General features: G+C 53.4%; 10 protein-coding genes. 3 read left to right on the top strand and 7 right to left on the bottom strand.

Features of this window, described 5'->3' with window-relative positions:
• The first annotated feature begins 50 nt into the window (after positions 1-50).
• Positions 51-1,298, top strand: coding sequence for an MFS transporter (locus V9K95_RS11875; protein ID WP_115051922.1), 1,248 nt, complete (start codon positions 51-53; stop codon positions 1,296-1,298).
• Positions 1,299-1,301: 3 nt separating this feature from the next.
• Here V9K95_RS11875 and V9K95_RS11870 read toward each other — a convergent pair whose 3' ends face one another.
• On the bottom strand, positions 1,302-2,225 hold the full coding sequence (locus V9K95_RS11870) for a DMT family transporter (RefSeq protein WP_162802441.1): 924 nt from the start codon (positions 2,223-2,225) through the stop codon (positions 1,302-1,304).
• 366 nt (positions 2,226-2,591) lie between these two features.
• Between V9K95_RS11870 and pepN the strand changes: the two genes are divergently transcribed.
• A complete protein-coding gene (gene pepN, locus V9K95_RS11865) occupies positions 2,592-5,237 on the top strand; it encodes an aminopeptidase N (protein WP_307283680.1) in 2,646 nt (881 codons plus the stop codon).
• 250 nt (positions 5,238-5,487) lie between these two features.
• On the top strand, positions 5,488-7,821 hold the full coding sequence (locus tag V9K95_RS11860; protein WP_115051925.1) for an ATP-binding protein: 2,334 nt from the start codon (positions 5,488-5,490) through the stop codon (positions 7,819-7,821).
• 10 nt (positions 7,822-7,831) lie between these two features.
• Here the strand turns inward: V9K95_RS11860 and V9K95_RS11855 are convergent, their stop codons facing one another.
• From V9K95_RS11855 to V9K95_RS11830, 6 genes are all read right to left on the bottom strand, one after another.
• Complete coding sequence (locus tag V9K95_RS11855; protein WP_336440946.1) at positions 7,832-10,807, bottom strand: bifunctional [glutamine synthetase] adenylyltransferase/[glutamine synthetase]-adenylyl-L-tyrosine phosphorylase; 2,976 nt, start codon at positions 10,805-10,807, stop codon at positions 7,832-7,834.
• Positions 10,804-12,201, bottom strand: coding sequence for a sensor histidine kinase (locus V9K95_RS11850; RefSeq protein ID WP_336440945.1), 1,398 nt, complete (start codon positions 12,199-12,201; stop codon positions 10,804-10,806). The genes V9K95_RS11855 and V9K95_RS11850 overlap by 4 nt, the downstream gene beginning before the upstream one ends.
• Positions 12,198-12,902, bottom strand: coding sequence for a response regulator transcription factor (locus tag V9K95_RS11845; protein WP_115051928.1), 705 nt, complete (start codon positions 12,900-12,902; stop codon positions 12,198-12,200). Before V9K95_RS11845 ends, V9K95_RS11850 begins: the two co-directional genes overlap by 4 nt.
• Before the next feature lie 128 nt (positions 12,903-13,030).
• Entirely contained in the window at positions 13,031-14,566 is a 1,536-nt protein-coding gene (locus tag V9K95_RS11840) for a Do family serine endopeptidase (protein WP_336440944.1), read from the bottom strand.
• A 261-nt stretch (positions 14,567-14,827) separates the two neighbouring features.
• Positions 14,828-15,394 carry an invasion associated locus B family protein gene (locus tag V9K95_RS11835; protein ID WP_336440943.1) on the bottom strand — a complete coding sequence of 189 codons (567 nt, stop codon included), beginning with the start codon at positions 15,392-15,394 and terminating at the stop codon, positions 14,828-14,830.
• Positions 15,395-15,402: 8 nt separating this feature from the next.
• Positions 15,403-17,153: YadA-like family protein (locus V9K95_RS11830; RefSeq protein ID WP_336440942.1), on the bottom strand; the 1,751-nt coding region annotated here is incomplete at its 5' end.

The following is a 17,153-nucleotide window of genomic DNA, read 5'->3' as shown; positions in this document are numbered from 1 at the left end:
CGCGCCAAGCTGTGCCGCGCGATAAGGTTCATTGTAATCAGGATAACATCATGTTTCGCCAGCTCTTGCCCATCACGGCATTATTGACCAGCACGTTCTTGATGCTGACAGCAGGAGGGCTGGCAGGCATTCTTCTGCCGCTGCGTGCCGGCATGGAGGGCTGGTCGCCCACGACAATCGGTTGGATGGGCACGGGCTATGCGCTTGCCTTCACCGGTGGGTGTATCGTTGTGCCGCGCCTTGTGCGGCGCGTCGGCCATGTCAGGGTTTTTGCGGTACTATTGACGTTGCTGGGCATGTCTATGCTGATGCATGGGCTGATCATGGACCCATGGGCCTGGACATTATTTCGGGCACTGGCTGGTTTTTCGCTGGCCGGAAGCTACATGGTCATCGAAAGCTGGCTCAATGAGCGCGTGACAAACGCCACACGCGGCATGGTTTTTTCCATCTATATGATCGTATCCATGCTGGGGTTGCTGGTGGGTCAATATATCCTGCCCTTCGGAAATCCCGCTACCCATGTGCTTTTTATGGTCGGTGCGCTGATCTACGCAGCCGCGCTTGTCCCCACGGGCCTATCCAATGCACAGTCCCCTCGTCCACTAACGCAAGTTTCGCTTGATCTGCCCGGTCTTTACCGAAAATCTCCGGCTGCCATGGTCGGCTCCTTGCTTGCTGGCATCATTGCCGGGGCTTGGAACTTTCTTTCGGCGGTCTATGGCCGGGATATCGGCCTTTCCACATTCGGCATAGCAACCATGATCGCAAGTTCGATGATCGGTGGCGCATTGTTCCAATATCCGATTGGCCGGATATCTGACTTCGTTGACCGGCGTTATGTCATGGTTGTGGCGGGAATTGGCGGCGTGCTGATCTCAATTACGATGATCCTTGTCCAACCCAACACCCCATGGGTGATCTACACGCTGATGTTTGCATTCGGGACCGTGCTATTTCCGATCTATTCGCTCAACGTCGCCCATGCCAATGACTTTGCCGAGCCGAGCGAATTCGTAAAGATTTCGAGCGGACTGCTGATCGTTTATGGCATTGGCAGCATGATCGGCCCGCAAATTGCCGGCCGCCTTATGGATATGAACGGTCCATCCGGCTTCTTCGTCACCATGGCAATCACCTATGCTGCCTATGGCGGCTATGCGTTCTGGCGCAGTTTGCGCCGTGCTCCGCAAGCTCCTTCCGAGCGCCCGGACTTTGCCATAGGCGCCCATGACAGACCGCAAACGCCAGAAACATTCAACCTTCATCCACTTAGTGAAGGCGTTCCTGACGAATGACACTCAACCCTGTGGCGTCGATGCCTTTTTGGCCCGGGCGCGCGCAAGCCCAAGACGATGCTCGCGGTAGATGATGAAAATACCAGCGCCGATGACGATCGTTGCGCCGATGATCATTTCCCAAGTGGGAATATCGCCGAACAGAAGATATCCAATGGCAAGGCCGAGCAGCATTGATGTATATTCGAACGGCGCAATGGCCGACATATCCGCATGGCGGTAGCTCTCGGTCAAAAGGATCTGCGCAACGCCACCGGCAATTCCCGCCATGATAAGATAAGTTGCCTGCAAGCCAGTAGGCCACACCCAGCCGAATGGAAAGCTAACCAAAGCAATCAGGCTCGAAGCGATTGAAAAATAGACAACAATGGTTGGCGTTCGCTCTGTCTGTACCAGCTTTCGCACCAGCAACATGGCGATAGCCGCGAGCCCCGCCCCACCCAAAGTTGCCAAGGCACCTATGGCTTGATCCCCGCCAAACTCGCTTTCCCCGGTAAAGAACGACATGCGCGGCCAAAGAATAATGAGTACGCCAATGAGACCGACACCAACCGCCGACCAGCGATAAAGGCGCACTGTTTCTTTCAAAAAGATCGCGCTGCACACGACTGTCAGAAGCGGCGTCGCGTAGCTGATGGCAATTGCTTCCGGCAGGGGCAATTTTGTCAGACCGTAAAAGCTCAAACTCATGGCACTCACGCCGACAAAGCCACGCCAAAAATGGCTGAAAGGCTCTTTGGTTTTGAACGCCACAGCAAGTTGCCCCTGCCAGGCGATGAAGGCGATGACCGGAAAGATTGCAAAGAAGGAGCGAAAGAAGACAAGCTGCCCCGCGGGAATACCATCGGAGGCTTTAAGAAGGCTCGACATGCCCACGAAGACGCATACTGATGCGATCTTCAGGCCGATTCCGAGCATGACATTCATTGTGCGAACGGTGTTCGCATTGAGCGGTTCACCTTCTTTAGGGTGAACTATCGTGGACACAGTGGAATAATCCTTGGGAGCTGGAGCATTTGTAGCGAGGGTATGGAAATTTAACTGATATATCTTTAGGACGGTTTCCAAGGCGGCGCCAGACAAAAACCAATCACGTTGCGTTTTTGCGCCATATATCGGGTGAACATCCGCATTTGTTGTGCGCGATGCAAAACACGGTTAGGGTCCGCCGCAATGAAACGGTCTGTTTCTTCATTGAAGCCCCAGTGCCGTTCCATCTTTTTATTATACGCAACTCCGGACGGAAAACCGGTTCCCACTTTTCCTGGAATTGCTTTTGAAGGACAGTTATCTATGCGTACCGATACCGGCCAGGTTTTTCATCTGGAAGACTATAAGCCAACCGATTTTCTTATTCCTGAGACACATCTCGATTTTCGTCTGCACCCGGAGCGGACAATCGTTAAGTCCACGCTGAAAATCGAGCGCAGGGAAGGCGTCGCACTTGATACGCCGCTCATTTTGGATGGCGACGAGTTAAAGCTCGAATCCATTTGCATCGATGGCGTGGCGTTGGGCGATAATACCTATGTGGTCACACCCGACAGACTGGAAATTCGCGGACTGCCTGAGGCCGAGACTTTTACGCTGGAAATTACAACCGAAATCAACCCAACTGCCAATCGGCAGCTTACCGGGCTTTATCGTTCAAGCAATGTCTACTGCACGCAATGCGAAGCAGAAGGCTTCCGTCGCATTACCTATTATCTGGACCGGCCTGATCTGCTTTCAGTCTACACTGTTCGCGTCGAAGCCGAGACAAGCGCAGCTCCACTGCTGCTGTCCAACGGCAATCCGGGTGAAAAAGGCACGCTTGACGACGGCCGCCATTTCGCCATCTGGCACGATCCGCATCCAAAGCCGGCCTATCTCTTCGCTCTCGTTGCGGGTGACCTTGGCGTTATAACCGATACATTCACCACAGCGTCCGGACGACCAGTCAATCTTGGCATTTATGTTGAGCATGGCAAGGAAAGCCGTGCGCTTTATGCCATGGATGCGCTGAAGCGTTCCATGGCATGGGACGAGGAAAAATTCGGGCGTGAATATGATCTCGACGTATTCAACATTGTTGCCGTTTCGGATTTCAATATGGGCGCAATGGAGAACAAGGGACTTAACGTCTTCAACGATAAATATGTTCTTGCCGAGCCGGACACTGCGACCGACGTCGATTATGCCGGTATTGAAGCTGTCATCGCTCATGAATATTTCCACAATTGGACAGGAAACAGAATCACTTGCCGCGACTGGTTCCAGCTTTGCCTCAAGGAAGGGCTGACCGTCTATCGCGATCATGAATTCTCTGCGGATATGCGCTCGCGCGCCGTTAAACGTATTGCCGAAGTCAAAGGCCTGAAGGCCCATCAGTTTCCCGAAGATGCAGGTCCCCTCGCCCATCCGGTGCGCCCGCGCCAGTTCCGCGAGATCAATAATTTCTACACGTCCACTGTCTATGAAAAAGGCTCGGAAGTCGTACGGATGATCCGTACAATCCTTGGTGCAGAGACTTTCCGTAAAGGCATGGATCTATATTTCGAACGCCATGACGGCGATGCGGCCACCATCGAAGACTTTATCAAGGTATTTGAAGACGCTTCGGGGGAAGATTTGAGCCAGTTCGCGCTCTGGTATGATCAAGCCGGAACGCCGAATCTTGCAATCACCTATGATTACGATCAGGCAACCAAGACTTTCGAGATCGAGATAGAACAATCTTTAAAGCCAACACCCGGTCAGCCCTCCAAGAAACCAATGCACATTCCAATCCAATTTGGACTGTTGGGCACCAAGGGCCGCGAGATCCGGCCACGCGCAACAAAGGGCGGATTGGTCAAGGACGATGTTATTCATCTACGCAAGCGCAAAGAGCGCTTTACCTTTTCCGGGATTACAGAGCGTCCTGTTCCCTCGCTGCTGCGCGGTTTTTCTGCACCTGTGACGATGACCAGCGAGCTGACACGTTCTGATCTTGCCTTCCTGGCTCGCAATGACCGCGATGAGGTGACGCGTTGGCAGGCTCTGACGCAACTGCTCAATTCCAAGCTCACCAGCAATTCGAAACGCGTTCGAGGCGGTAAGCCAGCGACTATTGAAAGCTCATCGATCCGGCTTCTGGGGGAACTGGCCTTTAATAATGCCTTGGACGAAGCCTTCCGTGCCCTGTGTCTCAATGTTCCTTCCGAAAGCGATATTGCGCGCGAGCTTGGCGCCAATATTGACCCGGAAGCCATTTTGGGCAGTCGGGATGCACTTATTCTTGCCGTGGCTGAAGCCCATGGGGAGAAGTTTGAACAGCTTTATAATGAGCTGGAACATCACGGCGCGTTCAATCCGGATGCGGCAGGTGCGGGTCGCCGTTCCTTGCGCAATGTCCTGCTGGATTATTTAAGTGTTGCCGATGGTAACCCGAAGCGTGCATCCAAACAGTTTAAACAAGCAAACAATATGACTGACCGCGCTGCGGCGCTCAACGTTCTCGTCCAGCGCTTTGGCACAAGCACTGCGACCAACGACGCTTTGCAAGCCTTTGAAGCGCGATATGGAAATGATGCGCTGGTGATGGATAAGTGGTTTGTTGTGCAGGCTATGCAACCGGGTGAAAGCGCGCTCGGCAAAGTCAATGAACTGATGAAGCACCAGCTCTTTTCGCTCGACAACCCTAACCGTACACGCTCGCTGATCGGCGCATTTTCGAGCGGTAACCAGACAGGGTTCAACCGTGCAGATGGCAAAGGCTACCAGTTTTTCGCAGAGACAATCCTGACAATCGACAAGAAAAATGCCCAGCTTGCAGCCCGGCTTTTGACTGCGATGCGTTCATGGCGGTCCTTCGAACCGGAACGCCGCGAACACGCTCGGGAAGCCCTCGCCAGCATCGCCTCTGTTGCCGGTCTTTCGACGGATGTGCGCGATATTGTCGAGCGCACGCTGGCCTAAACGGTTGCGAAAAACTTATCCACCGGCCCACCACCAAATTCCCTCCGGACAATCTCCGGAGGGAATTTGAGTCTTATCAAAGGCTTATAAGCTCTTCTTTTGATTGTGATTCCGGCTGCCACAAGTGTTGATAAATATTTAACAAAGGGACTAGACACGCGGAATCAGTTTTGATTCACTACGGGTGCTTCGAATGTGCGGCGTGTCGAAGCAAATCACTGAATACAAAGGCAAATGAGGGGGCCATTCGATGGCAAATGCGGACGCGTATCGCGCGCCGACGGGGAAGAATTATGCCGGAAGCAAGTCTGGGGTGCAGTCCTCGAACAAGCTTTCAGGGCACATAAAACTTCTCGCTGACCCTGCCTATGGTAAGCTCCTTGCAGCTGAGCCCTATCTGCGCCGCGCCATTCCACCACTCATCATTATTTTTCTTGTTGTACTTGCGATCGTCCGTTCCATGTCATTGCTGGCGTGGCGTGACGATGCGGAGCGCACGGCTCGCGCAACATTGTCAATTGCCGCCAGCCATGTGGCCAGTGTCATCGATAACCGGATGAATAAGGGCGAGACGCTCAGCACGGGCGACCTGCAGAATATACTGAGCGATATGCGTACCAACGACCTTATTCCGGATGGAATGTGGTTTGCCATCGCGACGCCGGAAGCCAATATCGTTGCCGCTTCGGACGGCGGCGACCACTGGCGTAACAGGAACCTTGAAACATTCATAACAGAAGGGCAGCCGCTCTTCCTCTTTGGGGCAAGAGCGGGCGTCATGCCGGTGAAGGTTGAAGGCACGCCCTCCCTCGCCGCCTTTTCCCGCTCCGGAAACAATGCCTATTCAGTTTTGGCTGCGCATCCTGTTGAAGCGATTTTCGCCGAATGGCGCAGCACTGTTTCCATGAATGTCACCATGTTTGCAGGCACGGCAACCATCATGCTGATCGTGCTCTACGCATATTTCAGCCAATCGGCACGGGCACAGGACGCCGACGCGCTTTATCAACACGCGCAAGCGCGGGTCGACACGGCGCTTGCACGCGGACGCAGCGGCTTGTGGGACTGGGATATGGCGCGAGGGCGCGTGTACTGGTCGCGCTCCATGTATGAGATGCTGGGCTATGAGGCCTATGATTCCATTCTGTCGCTCGGAGACATTTCGGCAATCATTCACCCGGACGATGACAAGCTCTACAGCGTCGCGGCACAGGTCGCAGCGGCGGAAATTACCCAGATGGACCGGGTTTTCCGCATGCGGCATGCGGAAGGTCACTGGGTCTGGATGCGCGTTCGCGCTCAGGTTGCCGATACTGACAATCTCGGTGATCTTCATCTGGTGGGCGTAGCTGTCGATGTCAGCGAACAGCACCGCTTTGTTCAGGCAACTGCCCAAGCGGATCAACGCATTCGCGAAGCAATTGAAAGCATCTCCGAAACCTTCGTGCTGTGGGATGCCGAAAACCGGCTTGTCATGTCGAACGGCAAGTTCAATGAATATTCAGGTCTCGCCAATGAATGCCTCTTGCCTGGTATCAGCCGAGAGGAACTGGAACCCCGTATTCGCGCCGTCGCATCTGAAAAGCGTATGGCGAATGAACATGGCCGTAATGGCGCGCTTACCTATGAGCGGCAACTTGCGGATGGGCGCTGGCTGCAGGTCAATGAGCGCCGCACGCAGGATGGGGGACTGGTTTCCGTCGGCACCGATATTACTCAGCTGAAGGTCCATGAAGAGCGCTTGATCGACAGCGAACGACGTTTGATGGCCACGATCCACGATTTGAGCCTTGCGCGTAAATCGGAAGTGGAACGCACGCTGGAACTGACCGAACTCAACAGCAAATATGCCGTGGAGAAGGAACGGGCCGAGGCTGCCAACCGCGCGAAATCCGAATTTCTCGCCAATATGTCTCACGAACTTCGCACCCCGCTGAATGCCATTATCGGTTTCTCCGAAATCATGCATACGGGAACATTTGGAGCGCTGGGATCAGACCGCTATGTCGAATATGTTCAGGATATCCACACCAGCGGCAATTATCTGCTGAACGTCATCAACGATATTCTGGATATGTCGAAGATCGAAGCCGGGCACTTTACACTCGACCGTGAGGAAATCGATCTCTGCCCGCTTATCCGCGAGACGGTACGCGTTGTTTCACTGCAAGCGCAGGCAAAAAATGTGAAGGTGGAGACACGCATCGACGAATGCGTCACACTTGATGCTGACCGCCGCGCCATCAAGCAAATCCTGATCAACCTGCTCTCCAATGCGGTGAAATTCACCAGCACGGGCGGGCGGATCTCCGTGCGCGCCCGCAAGGTTTCCGGTGCACTGGTTTTAACCATTGAGGATACAGGTTGCGGTATTCCGAAATCCGCCATGAAGAAGATCGGCCAGCCGTTCGAGCAGGTGGAAAACCAATTCACCAAATCCCATGCAGGCTCTGGACTCGGCCTCGCCATTTCGCGCTCGCTGACACAGTTGCATGGCGGTGCGCTGAAAATCCGCTCACAAGAAGGCGTTGGAACAATTGTGTCCGTGCGTATTCCAACACGTAATATTGCCGAGGCAGCGTAAGACGAAGACGCTAAATCTGCCTGGATCGCTTACGCGCTTCACCCATAATGCCGTCAAAAATCTTCCGTACCGATTTTGCACTATCTTGCAACTGGCTTTCCAAGCGCTGCAAATCCGGCAGATCGCAGGATCGGCAAAGTTGCTCCACTAGTCCTGGCGGAAAGTCTTCACGCTTCACATCACCATTCAGGCAAAGGCGAATGAGCTGGGTCACGCCCGTATAGAGATTTGCCGCTTCAATCAGAGTGTCGACAGTTGCAGGCTCAGCCAAAGCCGGGCTGATCTTGCCCAGCACCTCCGCCGTCGACTGCGCGATGACCGGGCCATTTACATTGCCAGTCAATACAGCAAATTGCGCGATAAATTCCAGATCGATAATGCCACCTGGAACCAGCTTCAAATCCCAGTCATCACGGGGCGGCTTTTCTGCTTCGACCATCGCGCGCATCTCGGCAACATCCTTGGCGATTTTGGAGCTATCGCGGGGAAGTGCCAAAATTTCTGAAATGTCTTTTTCGATCTCGGTGAAAAAAGTGGGATCACCAGCAACAGGACGCGCTCGGCTAAGAGCCATATGTTCCCAGGTCCATGCTTCGGTCCGCTGATATTTGCGGAACGAGTCTATGTGAGTGGCAACGGGGCCCTTATTGCCAGACGGTCGCAGGCGGAAATCAACTTCGTAAAGAACGCCCTCGGCCGTTGGAGCAGATAATGCGGCAATCAAACGTTGCGTCAGCCGCATATAATATTGCGACGATGCCAGGGGCTTTGCACCATCTGATTCATCGGCATCCACATCATGATCGTAAAGGAGAATGAGATCTATATCGGAGCCTGCGGTCAATTCGCGGCTGCCAAGCTTGCCCATGCCCAGAATGGCGATGCGTCCGCCGCCGATCTCGCCATGTTTGCTTTTGAACTCGTCAATCACGGCGTGGAGCGCGCTATCAATAACCAGATCAGCCAGATCGGAAAAAGCTTTGCCCGCACGTGCGCCGTCGATGGCACCAGTGAGCAATCTTATTCCGATCAGAAAACGATGTTCCGCTGCAAAGATGCGCAGCCTGTCCAGTACATCCTCATAGACCTTTGAGGGTCCGAGAAAACTCGTCAATCGTTCCGCAAGATAGGCTCGCGTCGGAACATCGGCAAAAATCGCGGGATCAAGCATGCCGTCGAAAATATGCGGCTTACGCGTGATGATATCCGCCAGCCGGGGTGCAGCGCCCATGATCAGAACCAGCAGATCGAGCAAGCGCGGATTGGATTGAAGCAGGCTGAAGAGCTGGATGCCGGCTGGCAACCCCTTGATCATTTCGTCAAAACGCATCAGCGCTTCGTCAGCACGGCTCGTTGCCCCAAATGCCTTGAGCAAGACCGGTGTCAGCTCGGTCAGCCTTTCCCGTGACTCTGCTGACTGCGTGGCACGATAGCGTCCGAAATGCCATGTGCGGATGACACGGCAAATATCGCTTGGCCGCTCAAAGCCGAAATTGGCCAAGGTTTCCAGAGTGTCTGGATCGTCGACATCACCGGTAAACACAAGATTTCCGGCCTCCCCGGCCAAATCCTGCGCCTGCTCAAACAAAGCTGCATAATGCGTTTCGACGGTTTTCAGAGTTTTTCGAAAATCTTCAGTAAATGTGTCCGTGTCCCGGTAGCCCATCATATAGGCGACGCGCCGGAAGTTTTCGTCATCTTCGGGCAATATATGCGTCTGTTCGTCGGCGATCATTTGGATGCGATGCTCGACATCGCGAAGGAAGCCATATTTCTGTGCCAGCGTGTCGCGTGCTTCAGCATTGATCCAGCCCAAGCCCTGCAATGCGCCAAGCATAGCCACAGTGCTCGAGCCTCGAAGCTGAGGAAATCGCCCGCCCGCAATTAATTGTTGGGTTTGCACGAAAAATTCGATCTCACGTATACCGCCGCGACCAAGCTTCACATTGTGACCGCGCACCGCGACTTCGCCATGACCCTTATGGGCATGGATCTGCCGTTTGATAGAATGAACATCGGCAATGGCAGCGTAATCGAGATATTTGCGCCAGACATAAGGAGCAAGTTCCGCAAGGACCTGCTTGCCAGCCTCAATATCTCCGGCCACAGGGCGCGCTTTGATCATGGCGGCTCGTTCCCAATTCTGGCCCCGCCCCTCATAATAATTCAGCGCTGCACCAACAGGGATAGCCAGCGGCGTTGAACCTGGATCGGGTCGCAGCCGCAAATCGGTGCGGAAGACATAGCCGTCTGCAGTGCGATCCTGCAGGATCCGCACCAGCCGCCGCGTCAAGCGTGAGAAAGTTTCGACACATTCATAAGGGTCGGTAATTGCGGGGCTTTGCTCGTCGATGAAAACGATCAGATCAATGTCAGACGAATAATTCAGCTCGAATGCGCCAAATTTGCCCATAGCCAGAATGATCCAGCCACAATTTTTATCTGGATGTTGAACATCCGGCAGCTTTAGCTTGCCCGCATTATGCGCGTCTCGCAAAAGAAAGCGCACTGCGGCTTCGACACAAGCTTGGGCCAGTTGAGAAAGAAAAAGTGTCGTGTCTTTGGTGTCGAACTGACCAGACAGATCACCCAAAGCGATTAAAAGGTGCCCCTCAAGTTTCTTTTGACGAAGAGCCGTCATGATTGACGTTTCGGTAGCATTTTCTACTTCGGTGACCCTCGCAATTTCCTGCATGAGTTCCTGCAGGCGAACATCGAGTGGACGATCGAAAAGAGGGTCAATTATTGCTGGCAAGCGCAAAAGAGCGTTGCGCAAATAGGGCGAGAGATCGAGGACCGATGATAAAAAAGCCGCTGCTTTCTTGTTTTTCTTTAAAGCAGAGGCGGCCTTACATGTTTTTTCATCGGCACTTTCCACAAACTCCAGTAGAAATGCTGCAGCCTGCTTTTTGTCGAGTGGCGCCAGTTCACGAAGTTTTCTATCAAAGAACGGCTCTTCAGCAGTGCCCGCATCTTTCAAAATCATCCATTATCCCCTCCCGTTGGAAACGCCAGCACCGCACGCAGGCCCGGCGCATTGTCGTGCAGTTCCAATGTACCACCGTGCAATTTCATAACCGCCTTGGCAAGGCTTAGTCCAAGTCCCGAGCCCGGTTGAGAGCGGCTTTCCTCCAGGCGCACAAACCGCTCTGTAGCGCGTTCAACCTGATCTGGGGGAATGCCCGGACCATTATCGCTCACGACAATCGCGATCCCCCGATCGTGCTTTTCGACCGAGAGCCTCACTTCGACCGGCTTATCTCCGGTCGCATATTTGATGGCGTTGTCCACAAGGTTTGAAATCGTCTGCCCGATAAGCTCACGATTGGCTTTGACCGGCGTTGCGTCCATCGCACCGAGAGACAAGGTAATTCCTGCCTCTTCGGCCAGCGGCTCGTAAAGCTCAAAAACGTCTTCTACGATCACTGACAGCGGCAAAGGCTCCATCGTCTCGCTGGAGTAACCGGACTCAAGACGCGATATCATCAAAATGGCATTGAATGTGCGGATCAGAAGATCGGAGTCCGCTATCATGTCCTCAATAGCAGCGCGATAGGCCTTCGTGGTTTTCGCGTTGGAAAGAGCCGATTCAGCACGGTTTCGCATTCGCGTCAGCGGCGTCTTCAGGTCATGGGCGATATTATCGGAGACATGCCGGACGCCTTCATTCAATTCCTGTATGCGCGCCAGCATTCCATTGAGATTTTCGGAAAGGCGGTCAAATTCGTCTCCCGAACCATTGACCGGAAGCCGCCCCGCAAGATCGCCGCCCATGATGCGTTGTGAAGCGACCGAAACTTCATCTATCCGGTGCAGCGCGCGCCGGCCAACAAAGAACCAGATCAGGCATGCGCCTATGCCCATCGTACCCAGCGCGGCGAAAAGCGCCCGTCTTACCACAAGGCGCACTTGCTCCGGCTCGCCGAGATCACGCCCCACCATAACGCGAATTCCGTTCGGCAATACAATGACGCGAGCTATTGCCGTGTGCGTTTGCGGGTCAGTGCCCTCATTATAGCGCTCATAGCTTATGGGCCGGGATATCCAGCCATCGGTTTGCAAGACACCAACTTCGATACTTTGCACATTGCCGGCAACAATGCGTCCTGCCGGATCCGCCACGAGATAGAGAAAAGCACCCGGCTGACGGCCCCGCCGATCAATCGCACGTACGAGACTGGCTATACCGCCCCGCTGATAGGCTCGCCCAATCCCTTCGACCTCCTCATTAATTGCTGTTTCCGTTTGACTGGTAAGCAGCTTCACAGAGGAGCTGGTCATATAGAAAACCAGCCCAAGGGCGCAGATTGTAAAGAGTAGAAGGTAGAGTGCCGACAGCCTCACCGCTGTCATTTTCAGCATGGAGCGAAAGCGGCTCATCCATGGCTTCCGGCTGTAGCTTCAGTGAGGCTGGCTTTTAACATATACCCGGCTCCACGAACCGTGTGCAGCAAGGGCGTGTCGAATCCTTTTTCGATCTTGCCACGCAAGCGCGACACATGAACATCGATCACATTGGTCTGGGGATCGAAATGATAATCCCAAACATGCTCAAGCAACATCGTGCGGGTGACAACCTGACCGGAATTGCGCATGAGATATTCCAGCAGACGAAACTCGCGCGGTTGCAAAATAATAGTCTGCCCTGCCCTTTTTGCCGTATGCGATAGTCTGTCCAGTTCAAGATCACCGACGCGATAGACAGTCTCGGCTTCCTTTGGGCTGGAGCGCCGCTGCAGGACTTCAATTCGGGCAAGCAATTCCGAAAAAGCATAGGGCTTGGTGAGATAGTCATCTCCGCCCGCCCGCAAGCCCGTGACGCGATCATCAACCTGTCCCAAAGCGGAAAGGATCAGCGCTGGCGTATCGTTTCCCTGAGCGCGCAGTGCGGCCACCACGGAAAGCCCATCGCGGCGCGGCAGCATGCGGTCAACGACAAGAGCATCATACGCCCCCTGTTCGGCGAGCGCATAGCCTGTCTCTCCGTCACCTGCAATATCAGCGGAATGTCCGGCCTCGTTGAAGGCCTTTTCCAAATAGCGGGCAGCTTCGCGATCATCTTCAATAACGAGTATTTTCATGATCTTACTCTAATCGGATTGCTTCGATGAAACCAGAAAGAAAAGGGGCAACAGGTTGAAGAGACCTGTTGCCCATGCGTCAGCGCTTACGGGTGGGGTCCAGCGCCGCAGCATTTCCTTCCCACCTGTCAGCCTTGGCTGATAGGTAGGGCGACGAACCGCGATTGGTCCTTTGTCTGCACTTGCAAAAGTACAGCTTTACGGCCGCTTTTCGTGGCATCTGCGATTGCCGCATCTATATCGCCGCCGCTCTTGACCGGCTGGTTGTTGACTGAGACGATAATGTCGCCTGTGCTGATACCCTTGTCTGCAGCGTCGCCCTGACGATCAACATCCGTGACAACAACACCCTGGCCGTCATCGGCGGGCATGACAGTCAGGCCATAGTCATCAAGAGCGGATGACTTTTGCTCGTCTTCCTGCTGTGGTGTTGCCGAAGCAAGCTTCTCATCACCGGGCATTTCCTTGATCGACACTTTGACGGACTTCGCCTCGCCCTTATGCCAGACGGTCAGATCAACATCCTTGCCAGGCACGACAGCCGCAATCTTTTTCGCCAGATCGCGCGGATCACTGACCTTTTCGCCATTGACAGCCGTGATCACGTCACCGGCCACGATACCGGCTTTTGCCGCAGGGCCGTTCGCTTGCGGATCAGCAACGAGCGCTCCCTTCTCTTCGGCAAGACCAAGAGATTCGGCGATTTCCTTGCTGACGGGCTGAATCTGTACGCCAATCCAGCCGCGCGAGACTGTACCGTTCTTGATCAGTTGATCTACGACCTGCTTTGCAGTCTGTGCAGGGATAGCAAAGGCAATGCCCACGCTGCCACCAGAAGGTGAGAAAATAGCTGTATTGATACCCACCACTTCACCATTCAGGTTGAAAGCCGGGCCACCAGAATTCCCTTTATTAACCGCCGCATCAATCTGCAGGAAGTCATCATAAGGTCCAGCGCCAATATCGCGGCCACGAGCCGAGACGATACCCGCTGTTACAGTTCCGCCGAGACCGAACGGATTACCCACTGCAACAACCCATTCGCCAACGCGAACTTTGTTGTCATCGCCGAAATTGACATAGGTGAACTTGCGCTTGTCATCGACCTTAAGCACGGCCAGATCGGTCCGCTTGTCCTTACCTATCAGCTTCGCATCAAGCTCAGTGCCGTCATCAAGGACTACACTATAGGCAGAGCCGTCTTCAACGACGTGATTATTGGTGACGAGATAGCCATCTTCGGAAATGAAGAAACCGGATCCCTGCGCTGTTGGGCGGACTCGTTCAGGGCGATTCTGGTCACGCGGGGATTTGCGTGGCTCCATGCCGCGACGACCATCTTGGTCTTGGCCGCCAAATTCGTAAAAGAAGCGCTTGAGCGGGTGGTCATCCGGGAGTTGATCCATGCCCGGGAAACCATTGCCATTATCGGCAGTTTCCTTCACGGCGCTTTTCACCCGAACACTGACAACTGCGGGGCTGACCTTTTCGACGACGTCAGCAAAACCGGGCTGCTGGGCAGTTTCAACACGAACTGCTTCGGCCTGCGCCGGGACAATAGCGCTGAGCGGACCCGTCGCCAAAAAGCCACCGACCAATGCCGACGACAGTAGGGCCGCGGCAATACCCTTACGGTAACGGGAAGATTTGATATTGTTAGACATCGGGATGTTCTCCTTAGGCAATGCGATCGGCTAATGATCGTTCGTACCATCAGTGATACATATAAGAAGGTTACCCCACCATTTCCGCAACATGACAAATATTTAAGGTTTGCCCGGTGGAAACGCCGGTCCGTGCCCTTATTCGGTGCTTTATATAGCGCAAAGCCTATAGCTGTTTTGGTTCACAGCATGAAGTAACTGCCACAAATCATGGACAGTTATATTTCGTCTAAACCACGTGACGGGTATATTGGAGCCGCCTCAAATCGCACCCAATGCCGTCCCGAGACCATCTAAAGGCAGTTGAAGGTCTATCGCCGTCGCATCAGTTTTAAACGAAATGCGCGCTGCGCCGCCTTTGCTTATTTCCTGCCGCAGAACTGGCCCCACTGGAAGATAGGCAAGGCAATTTGTGGGGGTGCATCCCCTGACCGTCATGGAAACTTTTTCTTTGCGCGAAGGAAATGCAAGGGTGATCTCCTTGCCCTCGCCTACCGTAGCAGGCACGCGCATGATCATGGCAGGATTGCCCTTATCGTCGGCAGCCAGCGACCAACTAAATACAAAGTTGCTTTCGCCATCGAGAATAGTCTGCGTCACGTTGCAGACTTTTTTCATCGCCTTCAAATCTTCGTCGCAAATGAGGTCCCAGTTGCCAAAAGGCTGGATGGATCTGCGATATTTGCCAAGCTCCGCCCCCTCGGGCACAGAAACGTCAGAGGGTTTCAAATGATATTGAGGGACTTGGGCCTCCTGAGCACTAGCTGGAATGCTGGCACCAAGAAAAAGGCCGAAAATGGCGGCCTTTTTGATGTTTAACAATTTCACACCCTATCTCAATTAAGAGTGAAGCTTAGACCGGCACCCACACCGACCTCTCCGCCGCTGGTTACGCCGGTAATATTGGCGCGAACCTTACCCGTTTCGCTTGTATAGCCAGCACCAAAGGCAAAAGCGCCCTGATCTCGCCACATACCACCGCCCACAGCAACACTCACTTTGCCCGGCCTGCTGTCAAAGCGCAACGATGATGCAGCCAATCCAATTGCTGCCGCCTGACGCGCCTCGGAACGAACTGAGGATATTTCTGAACTTAAATGATTGAAGCCATTAGCCATTTTGGTTTCCATCTTTGCAAGATCACCTCTAACTCCGCCTTGTCCATCAGTGCCGCCAATTATTTCATCCGTATAGGTATTAGCAGTATCAATCGCCTCCTTCTTAGCATTATCCGTATAGCTCTTCGCTGCCAACTTACTTTTGGCTGCCGCGTCATCGGAATAGCTATTGGCTTTTGCTACGGATTTGTCGCCAACCTCATCAGAGTAGCTCTTAGCCGCTTGCTGGCTCTTCGTCGCTATTTCATCCGCTTGGCCCTTCAACTGCTTGACGTTCACCGCATCCAAATCGTTGGTACCAGCGGAAAGATTGCTGATGACAACAGGCATGCTCGGATCACCGCCCTGCAGCTTGACGGTATTTGCCTTCGCGTCGCCGACAGTAGCATAAGTCACAGCGCGATCAGAAAGCTTGTCGACCTTCGCATCGACAGCATGAAGTTGCCCACCATTTACGGCATCTTGTGAACCTTGTTCAACAACACCATTAGCTAGAGCGACAATTTTATTATCTTTCTTCGCAACGGGTAAAGAAGTCTCAGGTGAAGCAGTCGCAACCGGTGCTGCAGTTGAATTCTGCGGCGGGATCATATCCTGCACTTCGGCAGTTGTCTGATTACCCGCTACTGAATCTCCATTTGTCACCGGCGTTATAATTGATGCCGCTCCCGATCTGCCCGTACTGTGCGAAGGGACGGAATTTGCGTCAGATATATTTTGTGCAGAGGAAAATCCATTCTTCTGCGCTTCAACTTCTTCCAGCAACTTCCGATGATGCGCTTCGGCGTTATATTTGTCAGGAGACGCATTATAGGCTGCTTGCGAATTATCTAAACGCAATGCCGTATCGTATAGCACATTCAGGCGTTCATGATTTGCCTGTATCCGCAAATCGAATGTAGCACTGTTTTTATTTATTTCGTTAATTGCATCTCCGACACTGTTAACTACATTATCCCTATAACCAAATCCGATGTATTTTTTCTCCCCATCGCTTCCTGATGATTTAATATACTCACTCCATTCGCTATGAAAATCATAAACAAGGAAGTGGGGTGCGCTAATTATACCATTCATAACCTGCGCTCCACCGCCAAATGTTTGCGCCATACTGTTAGCCATGGAATAAAACTGGCCACCATTTATCGCATCGTGCGAATTTTCTGCAATGAGACCGCCGGCGACATTCTTTAGGGTCGTCATTCCTGAGATTCCACCCGCAACGGATGGTTGACCAAATTCAATAGTATCCATTTGAATCTCGTCATCATCCAGGATGCCATTGCCATTCTTGTCTTTCCAGGCATATTTGACCGCCCTCTTGTCTAGTTTATGCAACTGCCTGCCATTCACGGCTTCTGTAGACGTTGCGTTGACGACACCATCGGCTACACCGGTCAGAACACGATCCTTCGTCTCCAAAAGCTGCTTGCCATCCGCACCAAGGACGGGGTTGCCTTTGTCATCAA

The organism is Phyllobacterium sp. CCNWLW183 (genome assembly GCF_037203775.1).
In the GTDB taxonomy this organism is placed as follows: domain Bacteria; phylum Pseudomonadota; class Alphaproteobacteria; order Rhizobiales; family Rhizobiaceae; genus Phyllobacterium; species Phyllobacterium ifriqiyense.
This window is presented reverse-complemented; position numbering and strand designations above follow the sequence as displayed.

Coding starts and splice junctions, on each gene's coding strand:
- V9K95_RS11875 (WP_115051922.1), top strand. CDS start 51: ATGTTTCGCCAGCTCTTGCCCATCACGGCATTATTGACCAGCACGTTC.
- V9K95_RS11870 (WP_162802441.1), bottom strand. CDS start 2,225: ATGAATGTCATGCTCGGAATCGGCCTGAAGATCGCATCAGTATGCGTC.
- pepN (WP_307283680.1), top strand. CDS start 2,592: ATGCGTACCGATACCGGCCAGGTTTTTCATCTGGAAGACTATAAGCCA.
- V9K95_RS11860 (WP_115051925.1), top strand. CDS start 5,488: ATGGCAAATGCGGACGCGTATCGCGCGCCGACGGGGAAGAATTATGCC.
- V9K95_RS11855 (WP_336440946.1), bottom strand. CDS start 10,807: ATGATTTTGAAAGATGCGGGCACTGCTGAAGAGCCGTTCTTTGATAGA.
- V9K95_RS11850 (WP_336440945.1), bottom strand. CDS start 12,201: ATGAGCCGCTTTCGCTCCATGCTGAAAATGACAGCGGTGAGGCTGTCG.
- V9K95_RS11845 (WP_115051928.1), bottom strand. CDS start 12,902: ATGAAAATACTCGTTATTGAAGATGATCGCGAAGCTGCCCGCTATTTG.
- V9K95_RS11840 (WP_336440944.1), bottom strand. CDS start 14,566: ATGTCTAACAATATCAAATCTTCCCGTTACCGTAAGGGTATTGCCGCG.